The sequence below is a fragment of the Mycobacterium sp. 155 genome, from assembly GCF_000373905.1.
GTDB lineage: Bacteria > Actinomycetota > Actinomycetes > Mycobacteriales > Mycobacteriaceae > Mycobacterium.
This window is the reverse complement of record NZ_KB892705.1, coordinates 3,310,761-3,333,162: the sequence shown is the minus strand read 5'-3', so window position 1 is coordinate 3,333,162 and position 22,402 is coordinate 3,310,761. Positions and strand designations below refer to the sequence as shown.

The window sequence follows — 22,402 nt, the reverse complement described above, 5'->3', positions numbered from 1 at the left end:
TTCCGTCAAGGACGTGAACTTCGGTGCAGGGTTTCAGGGCGTCATGGGGGTCAGTTTGTTCACGGCGTCCTCCACGCGGTCGAGGTGCTGACGCATACGCTCGGAAGCGTCGGCGAAATCCCCTGCGGTGATGGCGTCGAGGATCTTACGGTGTTCGCGGTCGGACGCCGTGCGCCGTTCGTGGATACCGGCGTTGAGTAACCGGGACTGGGTCGACAAGGCACCGCGGATCGCGCCGACCACGGTGGAGAACACCTCGTTGCCTGACGCGCGGGCGATGCAGAGATGAAAATCGGTGTCCATCTTGACCCAGCGGGCCGGATCCGTTTCGGCGCTCATCGCATCGACAATCGCTGTCAACCTGGCCAATTCGGCTTCGGTGCGGCGTCGTGCCGCCCACCCGGCGGCCGGTACCTCGATATAGGGCCTGGCCTCCACGAGGTCGCGGGCGGCGAACTGGCCGTAGCGCGGTGCGGCGGAGTGGGTCGAGATCACTGTGGTGCCCGAACCGGTCCGTGTTTCGGTGAGCCCGAGCGTCTGGCAGGACCGCAGCGCCTCCCGGATGACCGAGCGGCTGACGCCGTAACGCTCGGCCAGCGCGGCCTCGGGAGGCAGTTTCACGCCGAGCGGCAAGTCACCGTTCTCGATGGCCGAGCGCAGATCGTCGAACACCGTTTCCGCGGCGTTGCGGCGCACGACGGCCGCGGGACGATCTGTCCAGCTATCGGGCAGATTCATGAAGCCAGCGTGCCTGTCGGCGATCACGGCTGTCAACGCCGGGACGGGTGCCCGATCAGTTTCCGGCGTCGCCCGCGGTCTGCACCACCGTTGCTGCCGGAGTCGAGACACCCAACTGGCGGGCTGCGAAATCGGCCGCTTGGATGGCCATCCCGTTGTCCTTGTAGGAGCTGTGGGCCGACCGGTTCATACCGCCGGGGTCGCACACCGGATCGCCCGTCGCGCACAACTGAATGGTCTTGGCCGAGTACAGCGGGCCGATGGCGATCGGAGGTGCGTCGTTATCTGCGAGGTTCAGGAACCAGCTGTCCGGTGTGCCGAACAGTGCGACGGCGGCGACGTGTGAGGCGACCGCGGGCGGCATCGGGCCGGAGATGCTCGCAGGCAGGACGAAACCGGCTGGAACGGAAGCCGAGGTGGTGTAAGCCGCCACCGCGGCGCCCTGCGAGTAGCCGCCGAGCACGATCCGGGTTGCCGGGCAGCTCGCCGCGATCGACTGAATCTTGTTGCTGGCGTCGGCAATTCCGTCGACGGCCTGTCCGAAGTCCAGCGATGCCGGGTAGTTCACCGCGTACACGTCGACGGACTTGCCGGGCAGCCGGGCGGTGAGCGCATCGACGAATGCCTGCCCAGTGCCCCCGATGCCGGGTGCCTCGAACGTCCCGCGAGCAAAAACGACTTCGACGTTGGCACACTGGTCGTCCGCGGCGTTGGCCGAAGCGATCGGGCCGGCCAGCGAGCCGACGACGATCGCCGCCAAGGCGAGCACTGTGTACATCGTGGATCGCGCCATTCTGGTGATCACGGATGCCACTCCCATCTCGTTCCGTTTGCCACGGCTTCGGTGTCGGAGTGGCAACTAACTGCTACAAGTGGGATACCTGAGCCGCGATTCCGCGGGCGTCAAGTGATCTGCGCCACATGAGAAAGTGGATTAGCCCGGCAGGGAAAGGCGCCGGTAATCTGCGCACATGGAGCCCGTTTACGAGCCCGACGCGCGGTGGGTGCCCGCCGATCGGCGCTGGTGCGGCCTCGACCGCCGGACCATTCCTCCGGCCCTGGCTGTCCTCTGCCTTGCGATTGTGATGACTGTGGTTGCGCCGGCGGTGAATTCGTCGTTCGCCTACACCGAACAGGTGGCGCCCGGCGATGTCATGGAATTAGCCGACGGTGTCACGTTCGTGCCCGAGCCGGGCTGGGGCATCACCGACGGCGTGCGCCGCGGCAACGAACCGGCGGGCGGCTACCCGACCACCGCAACTGTGGTCAACGGAGACGCGTCACTATCCGTCGGGGTGGTGGCGTTCAGCGGTGATGCCGACGCTGCGCTGAACCAGCTCGAGGAGCGCGTGCGGCGGACCGAGCCCGACGGAACTGACCCGACGACGAGCCCCCGGGCTCCGCTGACCACAGATCAGGGCGTGCAGGGCCGGACCGTCGATGTCACGGATGCGACGGCGCACAAGGTGTTGGCTGCGTTCGTCATCGACGGGTTCGCGGTAAAAGCCGTCGCGGTCGAACCGCTGTTGGCCACCAGCAGTGACCGCGACATAGCCAACCGGATGATCAACAGCATCCGGCGGGACGCGCAGGCGGGCCGATGACCGCGCCGGACAGGGTCCAGATGGATTCTCTTGTCGCCGCGCGGGTATCGGCGATCGACGCCTCGGGGTGGGGGCGTCGCTTCGTGTTCATCCAGCCGCGCAACCTCGCCTTCTGGGTGTATGTGCTGCTGGTCCTCGTCGGGCTCGGCCAGTTCGTCGATTCGGTGGGGCGCTTCCACTCGTACTCGGTGCTGACCGCGGCCACCGTGTTCGCGATCTACGGTGCCGTCATCTGGTGGTTGGCGCAGCGGGCCGACCGGTATACCGATCTGCCGGTCAAACTGCTGATCACTGCGCTGGTGTGGGGTGCCTTCGCCGCAACCTGGGCGATGGCTGCCGTCGCCAACACCGCGATCGGAGACATCTATGCCAAACAGTTCGGCCAGCGCTGGTCATTGGACTGGGCGGCCGGACTGTCGGCGCCCATCACCGAGGAGCTCGCCAAGGGTGCCGGGCTGGTCCTGATCATCGTGCTGGCACCCCGCATCGTCCGGACCGCATTCGACGGATTCATCATCGGATTGGTCATCGGCCTCGGTTTCCAGTTGCTGGAAGACATGCTGTACGCGTTGCGCAACGAGCAGGGCATGGCGCTCGTCATGGTGCTGCGCATGCTGACCGGGGTCGGCGGTCACTTCGCCTACACGGCCATCTTCTGCGCCGGGCTCATCTATCTGCTGGGCCGCCCGGCGGAACCTCGTAGGGTCGGCCGGGGGCTGTTGCTCATGGTGACGGCGCCGGTGCTACACGGGCTCTGGGACTCGGCCGGGGCCCTGGTCGGCGGCCGCGGGCTGCTGCTCGTCGGGCTTTGGGCGGGCATCCTGGTGGTGACGCTGATCATCTTCTTTCGGGTGTATGTGCTCACCGTGCCACAGGAACGCGCCCTGCTGCGCGGCGTGCTGGCTCCAGAGGTGGCGTCGGGCGTGCTTGCCGAGGTCGAGCTCGACGCCATTGCCGGCAACCGCAAAACCCGACGGCGCTATCGGAAATCCTTGCGACCCAGGGCAGCTCGGCGCAAAGCCCGCCAGATCCTGCAGGCCGGCCGTGACCTGGCCCAGGAACTGGCCCGGTCTCGCGGCGCCGAGACCCCGGCCGTGCAGTTCGCTCGCTCGGAGATCGGCCGGATCCGCAGCGGTGAACCGTCTCGGTGGTGAGCGGTGAGACCCTCACGCTCCCTGATGCCGCCGGGCGGCAGCGGGAACATGTTCGGGACGCACTCCTGTGCCGATGATGTAGCCGGGCACAGTCGACAATCTGGGTAGCCAGTGCAGTAGCCGCTGGAGCGCCTTCGACGGGGTGATCTCCCCGCCGGCCATGGCGGGTGCCAGCACCTGCCGGTGCACGATCCGCTGGAACCCCTGGGTGACGATGGTGGGCAGGGTGCGTTGCCGTTGGACCGCGGCCAGGTCCGACTCGGCGATGCGGTGTTCGCGCAGCGGTTGGTACAGCAAGCGGGCCGCCGCCGCGGCGTCCTGGATCGCGACGTTGATGCCGACGCCGCCGGCAGGGGACATGGCGTGTGCCGCATCGCCGATACACAGCAGACCGTCGCGATGCCAGGTGTGCAGCCGGTTGAGCCGGACATCGAGGAACTTGACGTCGTCCCAGGAGTTGAGCGAATCGACGTCGGACTCGGGGATCAGCTCGGCGAGTTCGCTCTTGAACCGGTCCAGGCCGCGGGCCCGCAGGCTGGCGTCGCTGCCTTTCGGGATCAGATAGGCGATCTGGAAGTAGCCCAGGCGCGGGATCATGATCAGCGCCTTGCCGGGCGCGGTGCGCGGAATGAGTGAATAGTCGCCGTCGTCGGCGCGGGGCACCCGCAGCCACCAGACATCGAAGGGCACCGGGTAATCGCGCACGGCCAGGCCGGATTCCCGGCGGGCGATCGACCAACGTCCGTCACAACCGACGGTGAGGTCCGCGCGCAGCTCACCCGATCCGTCCGGGCTCTCATAGCGGACGCCGGCGACCCGATCCCCGTCGCGCAATAGTCCGGTGACCTCGGACTGCATCCGCAGCCTGAAATGGGGCTCGGACTTGCCTGCGTCGGCGATCAGGTCGAGGAAATCCCATTGCGGCACCATCGCGACGAAGGGGTGTGGTTGCCGCAGCCGCCGGAAGTCGACCATGGTGATGGGTTTTCCGTCGACTGTGAAGTCTCCCTTTTCGACTTTGCTGTAAGGGATTTGGTCGAACGTCGCCAACAGGCCCAGTTCGTCCAGCAAGCGCATGGTGCTGGGGTGAACGGTGTCCCCTCGGAAGTCCCGCAGGAAGTCGGCGTGCTTCTCCAGGACTGTCACGTCCACACCGCAGCGGGCCAGGATCAGGCCGAGCATCATTCCGGCCGGGCCGCCACCCACGATGGCGCATGTCGTGTTGTCGGTCACCGCCTCACCCAACCATGAAAACGACCGCTACGGCGAGCGTAAAACCGTCGAGCAGCGACGCGTTGGACATAGTTGGGAGAGAGCGGCGACGGTGAATCAGTGTGCGTACGTCGTCGCGGTCTCGGACAGGCTCTTGCCCTTTGTTTCCGGAGCCAGCCACTGCGACAGCGCGGCTCCCACGAGGGCGACCCCGGCCGCGACCAGCATGCTGACGGACATCCCCAGGTGTGCGATGGACCAGGGCAGCAGGAACGTACCCAAACCCGCGCCGATCCGGCTGAACGCCGCGGCGAAGCCGGTGCCGATGCCGCGGACTTCGGTCGGGAACACTTCGCCCGGATACACCTGGGTAAGCGTCGTGTAGCCGGCGTTGAAGAACGAGAACGCCAGGAACATCGTCAGCACCGCGATCGCGGGTGCGCCGGCCCACAGCGCGATCACGGCCAGCAGCACGGTGCACAACCACTGCGTGGGGACCGACAGCACGCGCCGGCCGAGCTTGTCGAGCAGCAGCGCCGTGCCGATGACACCGAGGCAGGCCAGTGCCGACAACCCGACACCGCTCGCCAGGCCCTCGCCCATGCCGTACTGCTTGAGTACCTTGTCGGCGAACGTGGCAATGGCGAAGTACGGGGTCACAGCGCAGAACCAGAAGCCGGAGGTGAACAGTGTGGCCCGCCAGTTGTCCCGGTTGAACAGCATGCGGAAATTGCCGCTGGCGGCGGGCTTCTCGTCGCATCCTTCGCTCTCGCGGGTCACGGAGGCGGCTTCCAACACGTCCATGTACTTGTTCGCGATAGACAGTGCTTCTTCGCGTCTCCCCTTCAGGATCAGCCAGCGTGGCGATTCGGGAAGGCCCAGCCGGGCCAGGAACAACCCCGCCGCGATCACCGTGCTGGAGCCGATGATGATCCGCCAGTTCACTCCCGCGTCCATCAGCGCGTGCGCCACGATGAACGCGACCATGAAGCCGACGTACCAGGCCACCAGGGCGGCGCCGAGCAGGCGGCCACGCAGCCGTGCTGGCGAGAACTCGGTCATCAGAGGCATTCCGATCGAGTATTCGCCGCCGATCGCGATGCCCATCAGAAAACGGATGATCAGCAGCTGGATCGCCGAGGTGATGAAGAACTGGCCGAGCGCGACGAAGAACTGCAGGAAGGACGCGAGTACGAACAGGCCCATGTCGAGCAGGAACATGGGTTTGCGACCGAATTTGTCGGTCATCCAGCCACCGACAGGCGCGCCGACGAAGATGCCGAACAGCGTGCCCGCCGCGATCAGGCCGAGCATGAGGTCGTTGACCTGCAGGTCGTCCTGGATCAGGCCGGTGACGGGGCCGATGATCCCCAGGATGTAGCCGTCGAGGAACATCCCGCCGACCAGTACTGCGGTGAGCCGGATCAGGAACCGGCGTCTGAACTCTGAAGTGCTGACGGATGCACTGGCGGCGTCCTTGCCGGCGGTGCTCTCTAGCGAAGACATGGGCTGTACTCCTCGTGTGGGTGGGCTGGTGAGGGTTAGTGGTGGATGCTCAGATGGCCAGGCAGAGGCGGTAGGAATCGAGGATCGCCGCGTGGATGTTGCGGCTGGCGACGGCGTCACCGACTCGGTACAGGGCGTATCGGCCGTCGGGGTTCGCCGTCGTGGGCTGCGGCGAGCGGGCCAGTAGTTCTCGGATCGCGATCTGGCCGAGGTTGACCGATCCCGGCAGGAGGGCGTCGTAGAGGTCGTTGTCGGGCTGGGTGCCGTGTTCGACCACGACGGCGTCGACGATCCGCTCAATGGCCGCCTTGGCGCCCTCGACCTGCAGCCGGGCCAGCAGCCGACCCTCGTGCTTCTCGATCGACACCAGCCGATGCAGCACGCCGGTGGTCACATCGTGATCGGCGAACAGCGCGAAGTACTGGCCGGCCGGGGATGCTCCGACGTCGACGGCGACGCTCCGCTCCGGGGTGACGTATTCGACGGTGCCGGCGGTACGGATCAGCGCCTCCACCGCGTCCATCGCCTGGTGGCCGCCGAGGTCGTCGTACACCAGCACGTCGCCTCCCACCTTGCGGGCCCCGGAGATGATGTCCCAGGTGTCGACGGCCAGCTCAGCGCCGGGAATACCGAGGTCGGGGTTCGGGAGGCCGCCGGTGGCCAGGATGACCACGTCCACGGACTCGGTGAAGGACTCGAGCTCCGCCGGGTCGACGTAGTGGTTGCGTTTGAGTTCGACGCCGAGCCGCTTGCACTCGTCGTACCGCCAATCGACGATGCCGATCAGGTCGCGCCGGCGCTCGGAGACCGCGGCCAGCGCCACCTGCCCGCCGAAGCGGTCGCCCGCCTCGTACACCGTCACGGAATGGCCGCGCTCGGCGAGCACGCGCGCCGCCTCCAGCCCGGCGGGACCGCCGCCGATCACCACGCACCGCTTGCGCTGCTCGCCCGGGGCCGGGGTGATGCGTTGCGGCAGTTGGGTTTCCCGTCCGGTGGCCGGGTTGTGGATACACATCGCGGAGCCGTGGGTGTAGATGCCGTCGATGCATACGCTCGCGCCGACGCAGGGCCGGATCCGATCGGCGTGGCCCTCCTGTGTCTTGTTGGGCAGATCCGGGTCGGCCATCAGCGCACGGACCATGCCGACCATGTCGAGCAGTCCCTCGCTGATCGCGTAGCGGGCCGTGGCGACGTCCGCGATCCGGGCGGAGTGCATGACCGGGACCGCCAGCTGCTTCTTGACCCAGCCGACGAATTCCAGGTGCGGGTTGGCCGGGGTGAACATCGGTGGAATCACCTTGGCCAGTTCCCAGTCGGTGTCGGCGTTGCCGCGGTTGACGCTGAAGAAGTCGACTCCGGCGTCCTGCATCGCGATCGCGATCCGCACGGCGTCCTCTGGGACGATGCCGGAGTCGTCGGGGAGCAATTCGTCGAATGACATGCGCACACCGACGATGTAGTCGTCGCCGACCGCTTCGCGCACCGCGTTGATGACCTGCAGCGGGAACCGCATCCGGTTTTCCAGTGAGCCGCCGTACTCGTCGGTGCGGTGGTTGTGCCGGGGGGAGAGGAAGCTGTCGAGCAGGTGACCCGAGTATGCGGAGATCTCCACGCCGTCCAGGCCACCCGCCTGGCACCGGGCCGCGGTGTCGGCGAAATCGCGGGCGATGCGCTCCAGGTCGCGGACATCGGCGATGCGGGAGAACGCCCGGTGTGCCGGCTCCCGGGTGCCTGACGCGGACAGCGCCGGAATCCAGTCGTGCGTGTAGTTGTCGGTGCGGTGGCCCATGTGGGTGAGCTGGGTCATCACTGCGGCGCCCTGCTCGTGCACATCGTCGGCGAGCGCCCGCAGCAGCGGCACGGCCTCGTCGCGCCACAGCTGCAGGTTGCCGAACGGCGGCATCGAGTCGGGGCTGACCAGTGCGCTGCCGCCGATCATGGTCAGCGCCACGCCGCCGCGGGCCTTCTCCCGGTGGTAGACCCGGTAGCGCTCTTTCGGAAGACCGTCCTCGCTGTAGGCCGGTTCGTGCGACGTGCTCACGATCCGGTTGCGTAGCACCAGATTCTTCAGCGTGAACGGAGTGAACAGCGGGTCACTCATATATTTCGGACTCCCTTCGCCGCGGTACTCGCGGAACCACTTGGAAGTACGATGCGTGATGCAAATCACCTCGGACTAGTCTGTGTGAGGGATCCAATCCAGATTGATTCACAGGAAAGTTGCGGTTCCAGCATGGCGGACGACGCGAATCGCCTTCCCGTAGAAGACCGGGCGGAACTACTGCGAATCACCCGATCACGCCAGGTTTCCCATGGTCAGGGGGTGCGGGCTCGGGTGGTGCTCGACTGCGCGGAGATGGGGGTCGCCGAGGCCGCGCGGCGCGCATCGGTCAGCACCACTTCGGTGAGTCGGTGGTGGCGCACCTATCGGCACGGCGGTGTGGAGGCGCTGCTGGCCGTAACCTCGCCGCAGGGCCGCCCGACGGTGACCGAAGAGATGATGCGCGCGGTGCTCGGTTGTTCGCTCACCGCGCCACCGGACGGTCGGGATCGGTGGACCACTCGCTCCGTGGCCGAGGCGACCGGGGTCAGTCAGGCGACAGTGAGCCGGATCCGGCGCCAACACTTCCCTCCCTCGACGGACCTCGATGTGGGCGAGAAGACGCTGATCCTGAGCTATGTCGACGTCGGCGCCGCAGGTTGCGCACTCGGCTTCGAACGCGAGGCGGGCGAGTCGACGGGCGCGGCACCTTCGGCGGCACTGACCGATGCCGTCGAGACGGTGCTGTGCGCCGCGCTGTTGCGTCGTCCGCCCGCCGAGAGCGCACTCGGCGGCGACGCACTGGCCCTGCTCCGGCGCGCCGAACGCGAATGGCTCCCCGAGGCTCCGGTGACGCTCGTGGTGGATGTGCCACTGGATTCGCCTGCCCGGCGCTGGCTCACCCGGCATCCGACGGTGACGGTGCTCGCCCGCCCCGGGCCCGAATGGCCGGCACAGCTGCACCGGCTCGCCGCGCGCATCGCACCCACCCAGCTGCGGGAGCTGCGGGCGCTGCAGGACCGGATCCGCGCCGCGGCCGCCATGGCGAGCGCCGACCGCCCGTGGACGTTCACTTGGAGCCGGGGCCTGCCCCGCACCGCTCCGCCGCCCGAGCCGGTGCCGGCCGCACAGGCCTCGGTCCAGGACATCTCGGATACCGTGGCCGCGCTGTGCTCGGCGATCGCCGACTGCGGGCTGAGCACCGGCGAGGCGATCTCGGTGCGTCTGATCTCTGGACTCTCGGGACTGTCCCGCCCGCGCACCACTGAGGTGCTGAACTACCTGGCCGAACAGGCGATCCTCGATCGCCGGGCGGGTCACCTGCGGCTACCCGCCCCCACTCCGCGCGACGTGATCGAGACGTACACGGCGCGCGGAGTGCTGGGCACGGTGCTGGTGCGGACCATGGCCGCCCAGCGGATCTCGCCACCGGCCTACGTGGACACCACGCTGGCCCGGATCTCGGTATGCGCCAAGCACCATCTCGACGCCGAGACATACGCCCTGGACATGGATCTGCAGGACCAGCTGGCACTGGCCGCCGGGATGCCGCGGATCAGCTGGATGTTCGTGCAGCTCACCGCGCAGGTGCGATTGTTCATCGCGATCCTGGGGCTGGACTACCGGTATCCGACCGCGGAAATCATCGCCGACGATCAGCGGATCATCGACGAGATCCGGAGCGAGGACCCTGCGCGGGCCGTGGAGGCCTGGCGGACCAAGGTGGACAACTGCGTGCGGTACATGCTCGGCCAGCTCAACGTCGACCACCCTCACATGTAAGCGACTGCGCCGAGGTCTGCTGCTTACGGCGAAATGATCCCGGGAGCCGAAACTTAGGTGGCCGGTGCGGAATCCGCGAAAAACTTCAGTAGTCCACTACGCACACCGCCGTGCTCCGGGGGTGTGACGCTGAATTGCGCAGGTTCGGCGACGGGAGACATGCATGACATCACCATTCTGGCCTGGTGATTGAACATCGAGGGCTGAGCGGTCCAACTCACACGTTGCCTGGCTCAATGTCATCAAAACCGCGCTTCATGCCGGAGAGGTATCACCATGGTCGAGACGGTCGACGTGGCGGCGTTGCCGTTAGCACCGAAGAATCCGCTGCCCCGATTGCAACAGATACGGGCTATCAGGGCTTTTCACACCGGTTGTGAAGCACTGCGCGACGCGGGAGGACCGGTGACACGTTTGGCCCTCACATCGATGCTGCCGCCCGTCGTGGTCACCACGTCACCGGTGGGTGCCCGAGACGTTCTCAGCCGTAGCTACCCATTCGTCGAAAGGACGCAGCCTGTCTTCGACGAACACCGGCGACTTGTGGGTGGCTCGCTGTTCAACTTGAAACACGACGCGTGGTTGCCCCGCCGCCGCGCACTGCAGCCACTGTTCGCCAAGCAGCAGGTGACGCAGTTCGCCGGGCACATGACCGAGGGCGCCGAGAAGCTTTCCCGTGGGTGGGGCGACGGTGCGGAACTCGACCTCGATTACGAGTGCCGTCGACTGACGCTGCAGGTGTTGGCTCGATCGGTGCTCGGTCTGGATCTCGACGCACGGGCCGATGAGCTGCTGGGAGTGCCGCTTCGAACCGCCGCGACCTACATCACCGATCGCGCCGTAAGGCCCGTCCGCGCTCCGTGGTGGCTGCCGACCCCCGCCCGCCAGCGCGCACGCGGTGCCAGTGCGACGTTTCACAGACTCGCCGATGACATTCTCCAGGCCTGCCGGGCTGACCCGTCTCGCGACGCGCCACTGGTTCGCGCGCTGATCGACGTCGCTGACCCGGAGACGGGACGGCCGCTGTCCGACAAGGACATCCGCTACGAACTGGTCTCCTTCCTGGGGGCTGGACAGGACACGACGGCGACCACCCTGACGTACGCGTTATGGGCATTGGGCCGCCATCCCGAGGTGCAGGACCGGGTTGCCGCGGAGGTTGCCGCGGTGGGCGACCGGTCATTGACGGCCGACGACGTCCCCCGGCTGGGCTACACCGTTCAGGTGCTGCACGAGGCGCTGCGCTTGTGCCCGCCGGGGGCCGCGGTGACCAGAACGGCGACGAAGGATTTCGACGTCGACGGCTACCGGGTCGAAGCGGGCAGCTGGCTGGTAGTGGGGATCTACGCCATCCATCGCGACCCGGCCTTATGGGACCTTCCGTTGAAGTTCGACCCCGATCGATTCAGCCGGTCCAAATCCAAGGACCGGGATCGCTGGCAGTACCTGCCGTTTGGCGGCGGACCGCGGTCGTGCATCGGCGATCACTTTGCGATGCTCGAAGCGACCCTCGGTCTGGCGGCCGTCATCCGGCACACCGAAATTCGGTCTCTCAACGACAACTTTCCCGTGGCCGTGCCATTCACCATGGTCGCCGGCGCCCCGGTCCCGGCCCGCGTTCGGCCGCGGAACTGAACTACACATGACGGCGTCGAGTCCGTCCGCGGGGGACCGGAGCCGTCATGGCGAAGAGCGAGCGCGATCTAAGTAGTACCGTGCCGGGGCCCGCGTGGGGTTGCAGTGGTGCACTACTGCGTTCGTCACACCGCGTCGGCGCGACGATTCCACTTACAGAGCGGGACACCGGATTCGGCGACCGCCGTTTCGCGGCCTTATCGCGGAAGGGCCGGTCCAGAACGGAGAGCAGAACATGGGCAAGATCGGGCTCTCATGATGGGCGACGCGTGCGATGTCATAGTCGTAGGAGCCGGTCCGGTGGGCGCCACGGCCGCATTGCTTCTCGCCGACTACGGCCTCAAATGCATTGTGGTCGAGGCACGCCGAGGGCCACAGAGCCACCCCGCTGCGCACGTGCTCTCGACACGGTCGATGGAGATTTGGCGTGAGATCGGTCTAGAACGCGACATTCGCCGGCTCAGCGCGCCGCTGTACGAGTTGCGGAGCGTCTTGTACTGCACCAGCTTGGCGGGTCCCGAACTCGGACGGGTGCCGCTCGCCGACTTACCTCACGCGCAGATCGATGCCATCGAATCGGTCAGCCCTACCCGCAGTGCGCACCTGCCGCAGAATGCCTTCGAACCGTTGTTGTGGCAGACCCTGCGCGACAATGCGCGCATCGACCTCCGCACTGGATGGCAGTACGGCTCGCACACCGACGGCGCAGACGGCGTTTCAGTAACCATCACCGACGTCACTACCGGGGCGTCCCGAAAACTGGCCGCCCGCTATGTCATCGCCGCGGATGGCTCGGCCAGCACCGTTCGGCGAGCACTACGGGTAACGATGGCCGGCCCGGTCCTCCAGCACATGATCAGCGTGCATTTTTCCGCGGATCTTGAGCGTTTTCGCCACCATCGCCGGGGCCCGGTGATCTGGACCCACACCGCCAAGGGGCTGGGCGCCGTCATCGTGCACCGGCCACCACGGGACTTGGTATTTCAGATCCCCTATTTCCCGCCATTCGAGTCGTTGGACGACTTCCCAGCCGCAGTGTGCCGCAGGCACATCCTCGACGCCGTCGGTGACGCTGACGTCGACATTGAGATCAAGTCGATTCAGTCGTGGACGATGCACGCCCAGGTGGCCGGCAGCTTTCGCGTGGGCCGAGTCTTCCTGGCCGGCGACGCCGCGCATCGGTTCCCGCCCACTGGCGGACTCGGACTCAACACAGGAGTCGCCGATGTCCACAATCTGGCCTGGAAACTGGCCTGGGTCGTCTTCGGCCGCGCCGGCGAGGCTCTGCTGGACACGTATGAGCGGGAACGCCGTCCGGTCGCCGTCGCCGCGACCGCCGATTCAGTGGCGAACTTCGAGGGGCTGTTCGAAGTCGCTGCCGCACTGGGTATCCCGCGCCGAGCTGTACGTCTGCTGCCTCGAGCCGTCGCCGCCGTCCCGGAATGGCTACCGCGGCGCCCAGTACGCGTGCTCATCCGCGGGCTCACCACGCTGGCGTATCAGCGGCTTCGTCTGGCCAAGTCATCGGGCAGAGTGGGCCGGCGAGTCCGACGCCGTGCCGCAGCGGCCATCGCCGGACAGGGCCCGCACTACCGCAGCTGGGGGCGCGACCTGGGGGTGCGTTACCGGTGCGGTGCCGTGATGGACGACGGGCTGCCTCCACCAAGCAATGACCCGCAGTTTTACTCGCCGCACGTGCGTGCGGGAGGCCGGCTGCCCCACAGCTGGGTCGAGTCCCGCGAGGGACGGGTGTCCACGCTGGACCTGGTCAGTCGCGATCGACTCACGCTTCTGGTATCAGCCGAGGGACACACCGCGTGGTCTCATGCCGCCGAGGAAGTTTCGATGTCGGTCGCTCAGCTCGGTCACGGTGAGCTCGGCGTGTTCCACACCGGAATCGCGGGGACCGATCCCGACGCCCTCGTCGTGCGCCCAGACGGCCACGTCGTCGCTGCACTGCACTCCGAACGAGACGGCGTCGCAGCGTTGCGGCGAGCACAGGCGGTCGTCGGCGCACCAATCCGCTGCGAAGGTCTAGCGCATGAATGATATTGCGGCGCCGAGCGTCGAATTGCGGCTACTTAGCTACCGTCCAAAAGAAATGGTGGCGTGGTGGGCCGCACTGCTCGGCGGCCGACCGCAATCGCTGAACTCCCGGATGACCGCAATCACTGGTGATTCGCTGCGGGTGGTGATCGAACGTTCGCAGATCGCCCTCGCCTATCAGCCCGAAGCCAGCGGTGTCACTGCCGTCAAGTTGGTCCTCGGCGACATACCCGTGGTGCAACGAGTACTGGACCGGTTGGCGCGATTGGGCTCTGTCCCTCAGCGAGCCACCCGCGAGCCGGGCGCAATAGCGCTCTGGGTGCGCGATCCCAACGGCACCGACGTGGCCCTGTACCTGCCTTCGCCGCCTGCCCACTTCACCGCAGAAGCGGACGTGCTGCCCGAAGAGTTGTACGTCGGCGCCGTGCTGGCAGACATCAGCCGTGGAAGACCAGTTGGTGGTCATTCGCCACGACAGTGACGACACATGTCGCCGACCGAAAGGACACAGCAGACCGATGGGCACCATGTCGATGAAACGCCGTAATGCCGGCGCAGGTGTGCTTGCAGCGAAGGTATCAGTGATGAGGTCCGCTACGGTTCCACCCCCGAAGTTGGTGAGACTCGTTGAGCGCGTGCGTCATTATCTCTTACGAGTTCATCAGCGAACCGTCCCGCCCCACGCGGCGATGATGGAGATGATTATGAATGCGTGGACGGCACAGGCGATTACCGCAGCAGTAGACCTCGGCATCGCCGACGCCCTCGCCCATGGGCCGATGCGAGTGGAAGAGCTGGCGTCGCGGGTCAACGCGGACCCCGACGCGCTGCGCCGACTGCTGCGGGCATTGATCGGCCGCGGCGTGTTCCGTCAACGCCGTGACGGTCGTTACGAGGTGAACCCACTCGCGAACACATTACGGTTCAGCGCGCCGTTGTCGGCTGCGGGACTGGCCAGGATGGTCGGCTCACACCAGCACCGCGAGCATTGGAGCTATCTCGCCGACGCAATACGAACCGGTGCGGCGGTCATCCCGGCCGTGAACGGTACAGACGCCTTCGATTACCTCAGTCGGGAGCCCGAACTCGCCGAAGCCTTCAACAGGGCCATGGCCGAAACCACTGAGATGGCGGTGGCCTCGCTGATGGCCGCCTATTCATTCGACCCGTACCCAACCGTTGCAGATGTCGGCGGTGGGGTAGGCCAATTGTTAGCAGCAATCTTGGCGGCTACGCCGACTGCGCGGGGGATCCTTTACGACCTGCCCCATGCCGTCGTCGCAGCTCAACAGCTGTTGCGCCAGCATGGAATCGCGGAGCGTGTCAGGGTGGTGGAGGGATCATTCTTCGACAGTGTGCCCGGCGGCGCCGACATTTACGTTCTGAAGAACGTGATTCATGACTGGCCCGACGATCAGGCCGTCGAGATTCTGCGAAATGTGCACGCGGCGGCCAAAGTCGGCACAGTACTACTGCTGATCGAGTTTGTGATCCCGGTTCACAAGCGTGAATACATTGGGCACTGGACCGATCTGGAAATGCTGGTGACCCAGGCCGGCCGCGACCGCACGGCTGCGGAGTACCGAGCTCTGCTCGCGCGCGCCGGGTTCCGGGTGACGCGTGTGGTGCCTACCGCTTCGCCTTTGAGCCTCGTGGAGGCCGAAGCCATCTAGCCGAGCCCCGCCCGCATGAGGGGTTTGTCGCGGGTTGCCGCGGTAACCCGTCGCGCGGCGAGAATCCCCGTGTCAACTCACCTGCCACACATCGGATATCGCTGTCGATGACGGCAGCAGTTCGCGCGCGCTACTACGGCGCAGCTTGCCGGACGCGGTCTTGGGCAGGCTGCCCGCGGGCAACAACAGAACATGGCGCGGAAGGTGTCCGATGTGACGGCTGACCCGAGTGGTGATGGCCCGGCTGATCCGCCGCCGCACGTCCTCGTCGTCTGCGTTGTGCACTTCGGCGAGCACTGCGAAGCCCTCCGGATCGCCGTCAACGCGCACGGCGATCACACAGCCTTTTCGCACACCGTCCACAGTCTCGGCGGCTCGCTCGATATCGTGTGGGTACAGGTTCATGCCAGCGACCACGATGAGATCCTTGCGGCGGCCACAGACGTAAAGTCGCCCGTGCTCGTCGAGATATCCCAGATCCCCGGTGTCGAACCAACCGTCATCCCGGGCCAACGGCACGACACCGGCCGACGTGAGATAGTTCTCGGCGACAGTAGGACCGCGCAATTCGATCGCGCCAATTTCTCTGTGCGCCAATACTTGTCCACCCCGACCGATGCGCACCTCCATGCCCGTCACGGGCACCCCGACGCACACGACGTGCTGCGGGTGCTCAGAGGCGTCACAGATGGGCAGCGCGCGGTGCGCCTCCACGACGGCCTGGCGCGAGACCGTGTCGATCACCGCAGCGTGGTGTGGCGCGCCCAACGACACGACCAAGGTGGCTTCGGCGAGCCCATAGCCGGGCATCGCGGCGGTTGCCTTCATACCAAAACGCGTGCCGACGGTGGTAAATTCGGCGATATCGCGGTGATCGATCGGTTCGGCTCCGTTGACCGCCACCCGAAGCGACGACAGGTCGATATTGCCGGGATCGGTGCGACAGTGCAACATCCGGGCAAGCACCGAGTAAGCGAAGTTGGGTCCTGCCGTGACGGTTCCGCGGTGCCGGCTGATCAACTCTGCCCAGATGATCGGACGCCTGAGAAACTCGTCGGGAGGGATGACGGCGACTTCAAGACCCAATTGCATTGGCAGGCACAAAAAGGCGATCATGCCCATGTCATGGGAGAGCGGCAGCCAGCTGGCGAAGACGTCAGTGCTGATATCCAGGTCCAGTCCATCGCGCAGCGCGATGGCGCTCGCCGCGAGATTGCCGTGGCTGATCTCGACGGCCTTGGGTGCGCCGGTTGATCCCGATGTCAACTGCCGCAACGCGATATCCGTGTCGTCGGTTTCGGCATCGAACTCGGCTGGTTCGGCGGTACGCAACGACTCGACAGGGCAGACGGAAAGTTGCTGCGCGGAGAGATGATCCAGTGCAGCCAGGAACTGACCGCCGACGACAACCACGTCAGCTTTGATCAACCCGATTGCTCGCACTGTGTCAGCCAGCCAGACAGCCGGATCAGTGCGCGGTGTCGGTTGCTGCAGCATTGTCAGTGCGGCACCCCGCAGCCACGCCGCCTGCGCCAGCGGCGCGACATCGGCGGCATCGGTGGCCAGCACGGCGACGGAGCCACCACGACCGACTCCCCTCGCGGCCAGGCCACCACCTATCTGCTTCGCCTGCTCGTGGACATCCTGCCAGCTGAGCCGTACCGGATCAGCGAAGGTGCCTCCGGTCAAGTGCCGTGGTGACGATGCCGCAGTGGCGAGAAGCTCGCGGGTGAAGACGCTCAACGGATTCCGCTCCCTTGAAAAACCACGAAGTCGACGAGGTCGCCGACGTTGTGGATTCGCGGTAGTAAATCGGCAACGCTGACGTGTTGCAGCTGCGGATATTCCTTGCGCAGTCGATCCAGCAGCCGAAGCTGAAGCAGCGAGTCATATCCCAAGTCGTCCGCCAACCGCTTGGATCGCGTCAGTTCGGTGACCGAATAGTTGCCCACATCGGCGATCAGTGCCAGAACCTCATCCTCGGTGCGGTCGTGCACCTGCTCCGTGTCGGCGTCCTCGACGGCGGGTGCTGTCGTCTCGGTCTGGTCGAGTCGCACCTGTTGGTGCGGGTAGGCGATAGGACCGTCAAACCAGAACCGGCTGGTGTCGTCGAAGACGTAGGCCGGAAGTCGCTGCAACGGGCCGGCTGGCTCGCCGTACAGCGGGGTGAGGTCCGGTGAATAACCGTCACGCAGCAAAGTCGCTGCAACACTGAGCAGTTCACTTCCGTCGGAATCCGGACCGCTACATAGGACAAGCGAAGGTGTCCGCGCCGGCAGTCCCGCCTGCCTGGCAAGCATGAGCAGCCCAGATCTCGGACCGGCCTCGGCAAGATAGTCAGCGCCAACTGCCTTCACGGCGGCTCGAACGGCGCCATAGAACTGCACCGGCGCGCATATCTGCTGGGCCCAGTAGGCGGCGGTCATCTCGCTGCCGTCGATTTGTCTGCCGAGCACCGTTGAGAACAACGGGAACTCGGCGGGATGCGGCTCGAGCCCGTCCAACTCGTCGCGGAAGTCCGTCACGATCGGCTCCATCAGCGGCGAGTGAAAGGCATGTGACACCGCCAGGCCCGTCGCCCTGCCGCCATGTTGCTGGACGACTGTCTGTAGCCGTGCCACCGCGTCAGTTGTCCCGGAAATCGTCAGTGAACGTGGGCCGTTGACGGCCGCGACAACGCAGCCGGGCACGTCGGCGACAAGCTCCTCTGCCTGTTCCACGCTCAGGTCGATCGCGATCATTGCCCCATTGGGCGGCAACGAACCCATCAACCGCCCTCTGGCCACGACGAGCCGGGCGGCGTCCCCGACCGTGAGGACGCTCGAGAGGCAGGCCGCGCTGATCTCCCCGAGGCTGTGGCCGATGCCGAATCTCGCCCGGATACCGCTCTGCAACAATGTCTTTCCCAACGCATACGACACGGCGAACAACGCCGGCTGCGTCAAGCTGGTGTGATCGAGCCCGGTATCGTCACCAAGTATCGTCGTCAGCAGGTCCGCGCCCAGGTGAGGGCGCAACGCGGCACAGACGGTATCGAGGGCCTTTCGGTAAACGGGGTTCGCGCGGTAAAGCGGGCGCGTCATGCCCGAATACTGCGTACCCTGACCCGAAAACAGCAATCCGACGGTCGCCGGCAGCCGATGGGGGCGCCCGGCGGAGGTGAGGTCGGGGCGTGCGCCGGCGGCGACCTGCTCGAGGCCGTCAGCCAGAGCGTCGCGGTCACCTTCGAGCACAACGCGGTGCCGATGGGATCGCTTGACGATATTCGTCGACCGACACCACGCGCCGACCCGGTCAACGTCGACGGCTCGCAGCGCGCGGCCCATTGCCGCAGCGTTGCTCCTCAAAGCATGCGTGGATGGCGCCGAGATCATCACGACTCCCCGTCGGCACGGGCTGGGCGACGCAGCGGCAGGCGCGGATTCCAAGATGGCGTGTGCGTTACCGCCGCCAAGCCCGAACGAACTCACCGCGCCCAGCACACCGTGCGTCGGCAGCACTTGCGCAGCAGCGGCCAGCTTCAGCCCGTTCTCGTCGAGCCGCAGGCCAGGGTTGGGCCCGTCGCCGATCACCGTCGGCGGTAGGACGCCCAGGTGCAGGGCCAGGCAGGTCTTGATGAACGCCGCGATGCCCGCGCTGCCCTCGGTGTGCCCGATGTTTCCCTTGACCGAGCCGAGTAAACATGGTGCGCAGCTTCGGGTCTTATGCACATCGCCGAGGGCGCTGGCCTCGATCATGTCTCCCAGCACCGTGCCGGTGCCGTGGGCTTCGACGAAAGCGATCTGGCGGGCGTCAACCTCGGCGAGGCCAAGCGCCCGACGCATCAGCGCCACCTGCGAGCGTCGATTCGGAGCGGTGATCCCGTTGCTGCGCCCATCGTGGTTGGTGACGGAACTTCTCACGACGGCATAGATCGGCTGTCGATCGGCTAGCGCGTCGTCGAGTCGGCGCAACACGACTGCCGCGATGCCCTCACCCCTGCCGATGCCGTTGGCGTCTCGCCGGAACGGTTTGCAGCGCCCGTCGGGAGCGGATAGCCCAGCCTGCGTGTAGAAGATCGAAAGTGCCGGAGTCAGAATGAGATTCACACCCGCAGCGATTACGGTGTCGGCTTCACCGGAGCGCAGCGCGGCGCACCCCTGATGTATCGCGGTCAGTGACGACGAGCAGGCCGAATCGATCGCCACACTCGGTCCCGTGAGGCCGAGGTGGTAGGAGACACGATTTGCCGTCATGAAGTAGCCGCTGCCGGTGCCGAGGAAGGCTCCGGCGCCGGCAAAATCGAGAAGTTGAAGGCTACTCCATTCGCTGGACATCACGCCGACGAAAACCCCGGTCGGCGTTCCCGCCAGCGAGCGCGGGTCGATCCCGGCATCTTCGAGCGCGCGCCACGACGACTGCAACAGCAGCCGCTGCTGAGGGTCGAGTGCCGCCGCCTCGACGGGCGCTATACCGAAGAAGTCGTTGTCGAAGGCATCCACGTTGTCGATGAAGTGGCCGCGCCGGGTGTTCATCGACCCGGGTGCGCCGTCGGGCCGGTAGAAGTCGTCGACATCCCAACGCTGAGTGGGCACTTCGGTGTCAGTGACTACTGCGTCCATCATCAGCCGCCAGAATGCGTCTTTGTCTGGTGCCCCGGCGAAGCGGCAATCGATACCGATCACCGCGATCGGTATCACGATGTCCCTCGCTGCCCGGTGAGGTAGGCGGCAATCTCATCGATGGTCGCGCAGTCCCACACTATGGTGGTCTCGACGTCGAATCCTTTCTCGTAATTCAAGTCTGCGCACAACGCCATGCCGGAGATGGAGTCGATCCCACAGTCGGCCAACGGGATGTCTGTGTCGATCTCGTCCGGCCGTAGGCCGAGGTAGCCGGCGACCTTCACGGTCAGCCAATCGATAAGTTCGTCGTGTCCCGGCGCGAGAGCGCTCATCGGAGCGCTCGATCACGCTTCGCGGCTTCGGGAATCGCCAACTCGCCGAACGAGATCCCGCGATGTACGACACCGCTGATCCATATCTCGAACCGCGCGCCGCCGGCCAGTGCCGCACCTCCGATCAGCGGGAGACCGGCCACGATACCGATCGCCAAGCCCACCACGAATATCACCAGGCTCGCGGCATGCGCTGCTGCGCCGAATCGTGCGGCCCACCGCACCGTCACGCCCCATTTCCGGAACAGTTGCCCGGCAAAGAGATCCGCCACTGCCAGAGTCGGCACGACAGGCGCCGCGTCGGCCGGGCAGTTCCCCTGCTCGGCAACGCTGCGCCCGACGGTAGTCACTCGCGCCAGTTCGGCGTCGCCGACTCCGGACCGCCCGAACCACAGGAACGGTTCGCGCTTGCCGGTCAGCAGCCAGTGCAGCGTGGTCACCAGGGAGGTCGCCTGGTGCCGGGTGTCGGTCGCGGCGACCACCTCGACGCGCCGCGCGCCTGCGTTTCGCAGCAGACCGGCAACCTCGATCGCAGCGGAGTACCACATGTTGCGGCAGGCGATCAGCGAGATGACCCTGCGGTTCCGGAAGGCCTCGGGATGCCCGGCCACCAGTGACCGGATGGGCAGCGACGGCGACAGATACCACACCTGGTACGCCAGCAGGACAACTTCTTCCTCGTCCTGGCCTGTCCCGAAGCCGCCTGGCGGCTCGACGAGTTGCACCAATGCGTCGGGGTCCACCGCACGAGGGAAAACTCCGAAGAACTGGCGGATCGACCACGGAAACGGGAACGCGACGCGCGGTTGGACGTCGACCCAGCGAATGCGCCACCCATCGGCTTCCAGTGGTGCGACGAACGCCTCGGCGACTTCACGCAGCTGTCCGGTCTGGGTGTAGAGGTACACGACCGCCCGGCGGTTCATGGCCGAGGATCCGGCGCGGCTCCCGACACCGCTGTCAGATGCATGAAAGAGATCACGAACCGGCCGGACTCCGGGACCATGCACAGTAACGTGTCGCCCTGTTTGATCAGGCCCTCGGTCATCATCTCGTCGAGGATGACGAAAATGGCTGCGCAGCCTATGTTGCCGACGGATGTCAGGTTGCTGTACCACTTCTCTGTTCGGCCGGCGTTAATCCCGCGTCGGGCGAACTCTTTGAAGACGATCTGCTTCATCCGCTCGCTCGAGTAGTGCGCGGGGATCCAGGTGAGCGTGTCCGGGTCGAACTTGCCCAATTTGCGCAGTCGTTCCCACTCGTCGGCTCCGACGCTGACCAGGTGCGGCAGCAGCGAGAGGTCCTGGCGCAGCACGAGTGCACCGTCGGCTTCAGCTGCTGCGGAGGTCGGATAGTCCATCCAGGTCTTCGCGGCCGCGTTGGAGTTGCTGCCGCCGTACATGCATGTCTTCTCGGTATTGGCGAAGGACGTCAACGAAATCCAGTCGATGCGAAGGCTGATTCCCGATGCCGCGGGTGCATTCTCGATGACCGCCGCACCAGCGCCGTCAGAGAGCATGTAACGCAGGAACGCGGCTTCTAGCGGCAGCGATCCGTCTTGGGCGAGCAGACCCATCTCGTCGTACCTGGTGCTTTTGAAAATGCGGGAGGCCAACTCGCTGGCGACGCTGATCGCGTTGCGCTTCTCACCGATCGCCACTTGCAGGTAGGCGTTCTTCAGTGCCATCATTCCGGAACTGCAGACTCCGACGGCAGTAGAAATCTCCATGGGCCCGTAGCCCAATTCTCCGTGCACCATGCTTGCATGCCCGGGCGCCAACATATCCGGCCCCGTCGTCGCCGCGGTCAGCAGCTCGACGTCGTTCGGGCCGAGGCCGGCGCGCGCGGCGGCCTTGCGCACCGCATTTGCGGCCATCGCCGCATTTGAAATGACGGTTTGCTGATCCTTGTCTATGGCGTAATAGCGGGTCTTGATACCGCAGTTCTCCAGGGTCAGATCCCGCACATCACTTGTCGCGTGGCCCACAGTCCCCAGGTAGTCTTCGATTTCATCGTTGGGCACTGGGTTGCCCGGCAAAAAGCTGCCCGTGGCCGTGATGTACGCGCTCATGACC

The 22,402-nt window shown here is 66.0% G+C and carries 17 protein-coding genes; 7 read left to right on the top strand and 10 right to left on the bottom strand.

The window, feature by feature from the left end:
• Positions 1 to 33 precede the first annotated feature (33 nt).
• Together B133_RS0115955 and B133_RS0115950 are read right to left on the bottom strand one after the other, a co-directional pair.
• Positions 34 to 738, bottom strand: a complete 705-nt coding sequence (locus B133_RS0115955) for a FadR/GntR family transcriptional regulator (protein WP_369751455.1) — start codon at positions 736 to 738, stop codon at positions 34 to 36.
• A gap of 55 nt (positions 739 to 793) precedes the next feature.
• On the bottom strand, positions 794 to 1,558 hold the full coding sequence (locus B133_RS0115950; RefSeq protein ID WP_018602467.1) for a cutinase family protein: 765 nt from the start codon (positions 1,556 to 1,558) through the stop codon (positions 794 to 796).
• A gap of 151 nt (positions 1,559 to 1,709) precedes the next feature.
• Between B133_RS0115950 and B133_RS0115945 the strand changes: the two genes are divergently transcribed.
• Together B133_RS0115945 and B133_RS0115940 are read left to right on the top strand one after the other, a co-directional pair.
• Entirely contained in the window at positions 1,710 to 2,342 is a 633-nt protein-coding gene (locus tag B133_RS0115945) for a hypothetical protein (protein ID WP_018602466.1), read from the top strand.
• Positions 2,339 to 3,496, top strand: a complete 1,158-nt coding sequence (locus tag B133_RS0115940) for a PrsW family intramembrane metalloprotease (RefSeq protein ID WP_018602464.1) — start codon at positions 2,339 to 2,341, stop codon at positions 3,494 to 3,496. Before B133_RS0115945 ends, B133_RS0115940 begins: the two co-directional genes overlap by 4 nt.
• Positions 3,497 to 3,508: 12 nt before the next feature.
• Here B133_RS0115940 and B133_RS0115935 read toward each other — a convergent pair whose 3' ends face one another.
• The 3 genes from B133_RS0115935 to B133_RS0115925 all read right to left on the bottom strand — a co-directional run bounded on the left by B133_RS0115935 (position 3,509) and on the right by B133_RS0115925 (position 8,315).
• A complete protein-coding gene (locus tag B133_RS0115935; RefSeq protein ID WP_018602463.1) occupies positions 3,509 to 4,729 on the bottom strand; it encodes an FAD-dependent oxidoreductase in 1,221 nt (406 codons plus the stop codon).
• Between the two features lie 96 nt (positions 4,730 to 4,825).
• Positions 4,826 to 6,214 carry an MFS transporter gene (locus B133_RS0115930; protein WP_018602462.1) on the bottom strand — a complete coding sequence of 463 codons (1,389 nt, stop codon included), beginning with the start codon at positions 6,212 to 6,214 and terminating at the stop codon, positions 4,826 to 4,828.
• A gap of 49 nt (positions 6,215 to 6,263) precedes the next feature.
• On the bottom strand, positions 6,264 to 8,315 hold the full coding sequence (locus B133_RS0115925) for an NADH:flavin oxidoreductase (RefSeq protein ID WP_018602461.1): 2,052 nt from the start codon (positions 8,313 to 8,315) through the stop codon (positions 6,264 to 6,266).
• Between the two features lie 222 nt (positions 8,316 to 8,537).
• Between B133_RS0115925 and B133_RS0115920 the strand changes: the two genes are divergently transcribed.
• The 5 genes from B133_RS0115920 (at position 8,538) to B133_RS0115900 (ending at position 15,391) form a co-directional block, all read left to right on the top strand.
• Positions 8,538 to 10,037 (top strand): FCD domain-containing protein, encoded by a 1,500-nt coding sequence (locus B133_RS0115920; RefSeq protein ID WP_232423309.1) that lies wholly within the window; start codon positions 8,538 to 8,540, stop codon positions 10,035 to 10,037.
• A gap of 276 nt (positions 10,038 to 10,313) precedes the next feature.
• The gene (locus tag B133_RS0115915) at positions 10,314 to 11,672 is read left to right on the top strand and encodes a cytochrome P450 (RefSeq protein ID WP_018602459.1); all 1,359 of its coding nucleotides are present in this window, start codon (positions 10,314 to 10,316) and stop codon (positions 11,670 to 11,672) included.
• A gap of 255 nt (positions 11,673 to 11,927) precedes the next feature.
• A complete protein-coding gene (locus tag B133_RS0115910) occupies positions 11,928 to 13,721 on the top strand; it encodes an FAD-dependent monooxygenase (protein ID WP_081618237.1) in 1,794 nt (597 codons plus the stop codon).
• Positions 13,714 to 14,199 (top strand): VOC family protein, encoded by a 486-nt coding sequence (locus B133_RS0115905; protein WP_157625901.1) that lies wholly within the window; start codon positions 13,714 to 13,716, stop codon positions 14,197 to 14,199. The genes B133_RS0115910 and B133_RS0115905 overlap by 8 nt, the downstream gene beginning before the upstream one ends.
• Positions 14,200 to 14,302: 103 nt before the next feature.
• Positions 14,303 to 15,391 carry a methyltransferase gene (locus B133_RS0115900; RefSeq protein ID WP_026256493.1) on the top strand — a complete coding sequence of 363 codons (1,089 nt, stop codon included), beginning with the start codon at positions 14,303 to 14,305 and terminating at the stop codon, positions 15,389 to 15,391.
• Positions 15,392 to 15,463: 72 nt separating this feature from the next.
• Here the strand turns inward: B133_RS0115900 and B133_RS0115895 are convergent, their stop codons facing one another.
• Genes B133_RS0115895 through B133_RS0115875 form a run of 5 tightly spaced genes read right to left on the bottom strand, consistent with a single transcriptional unit; the run spans position 15,464 to position 22,398 of the window.
• A complete protein-coding gene (locus tag B133_RS0115895) occupies positions 15,464 to 17,134 on the bottom strand; it encodes a fatty acyl-AMP ligase (protein WP_018602452.1) in 1,671 nt (556 codons plus the stop codon).
• Positions 17,131 to 20,070, bottom strand: coding sequence for a type I polyketide synthase (locus B133_RS0115890; RefSeq protein ID WP_018602451.1), 2,940 nt, complete (start codon positions 20,068 to 20,070; stop codon positions 17,131 to 17,133). The genes B133_RS0115895 and B133_RS0115890 overlap by 4 nt, the downstream gene beginning before the upstream one ends.
• Positions 20,067 to 20,327, bottom strand: coding sequence for an acyl carrier protein (locus B133_RS0115885; RefSeq protein WP_018602450.1), 261 nt, complete (start codon positions 20,325 to 20,327; stop codon positions 20,067 to 20,069). Before B133_RS0115885 ends, B133_RS0115890 begins: the two co-directional genes overlap by 4 nt.
• The gene (locus B133_RS0115880) at positions 20,324 to 21,253 is read right to left on the bottom strand and encodes a hypothetical protein (RefSeq protein ID WP_018602449.1); all 930 of its coding nucleotides are present in this window, start codon (positions 21,251 to 21,253) and stop codon (positions 20,324 to 20,326) included. Before B133_RS0115880 ends, B133_RS0115885 begins: the two co-directional genes overlap by 4 nt.
• On the bottom strand, positions 21,250 to 22,398 hold the full coding sequence (locus B133_RS0115875) for a 3-oxoacyl-ACP synthase (protein ID WP_157625899.1): 1,149 nt from the start codon (positions 22,396 to 22,398) through the stop codon (positions 21,250 to 21,252). Before B133_RS0115875 ends, B133_RS0115880 begins: the two co-directional genes overlap by 4 nt.
• Between the last annotated feature and the right edge of the window lie 4 nt (positions 22,399 to 22,402).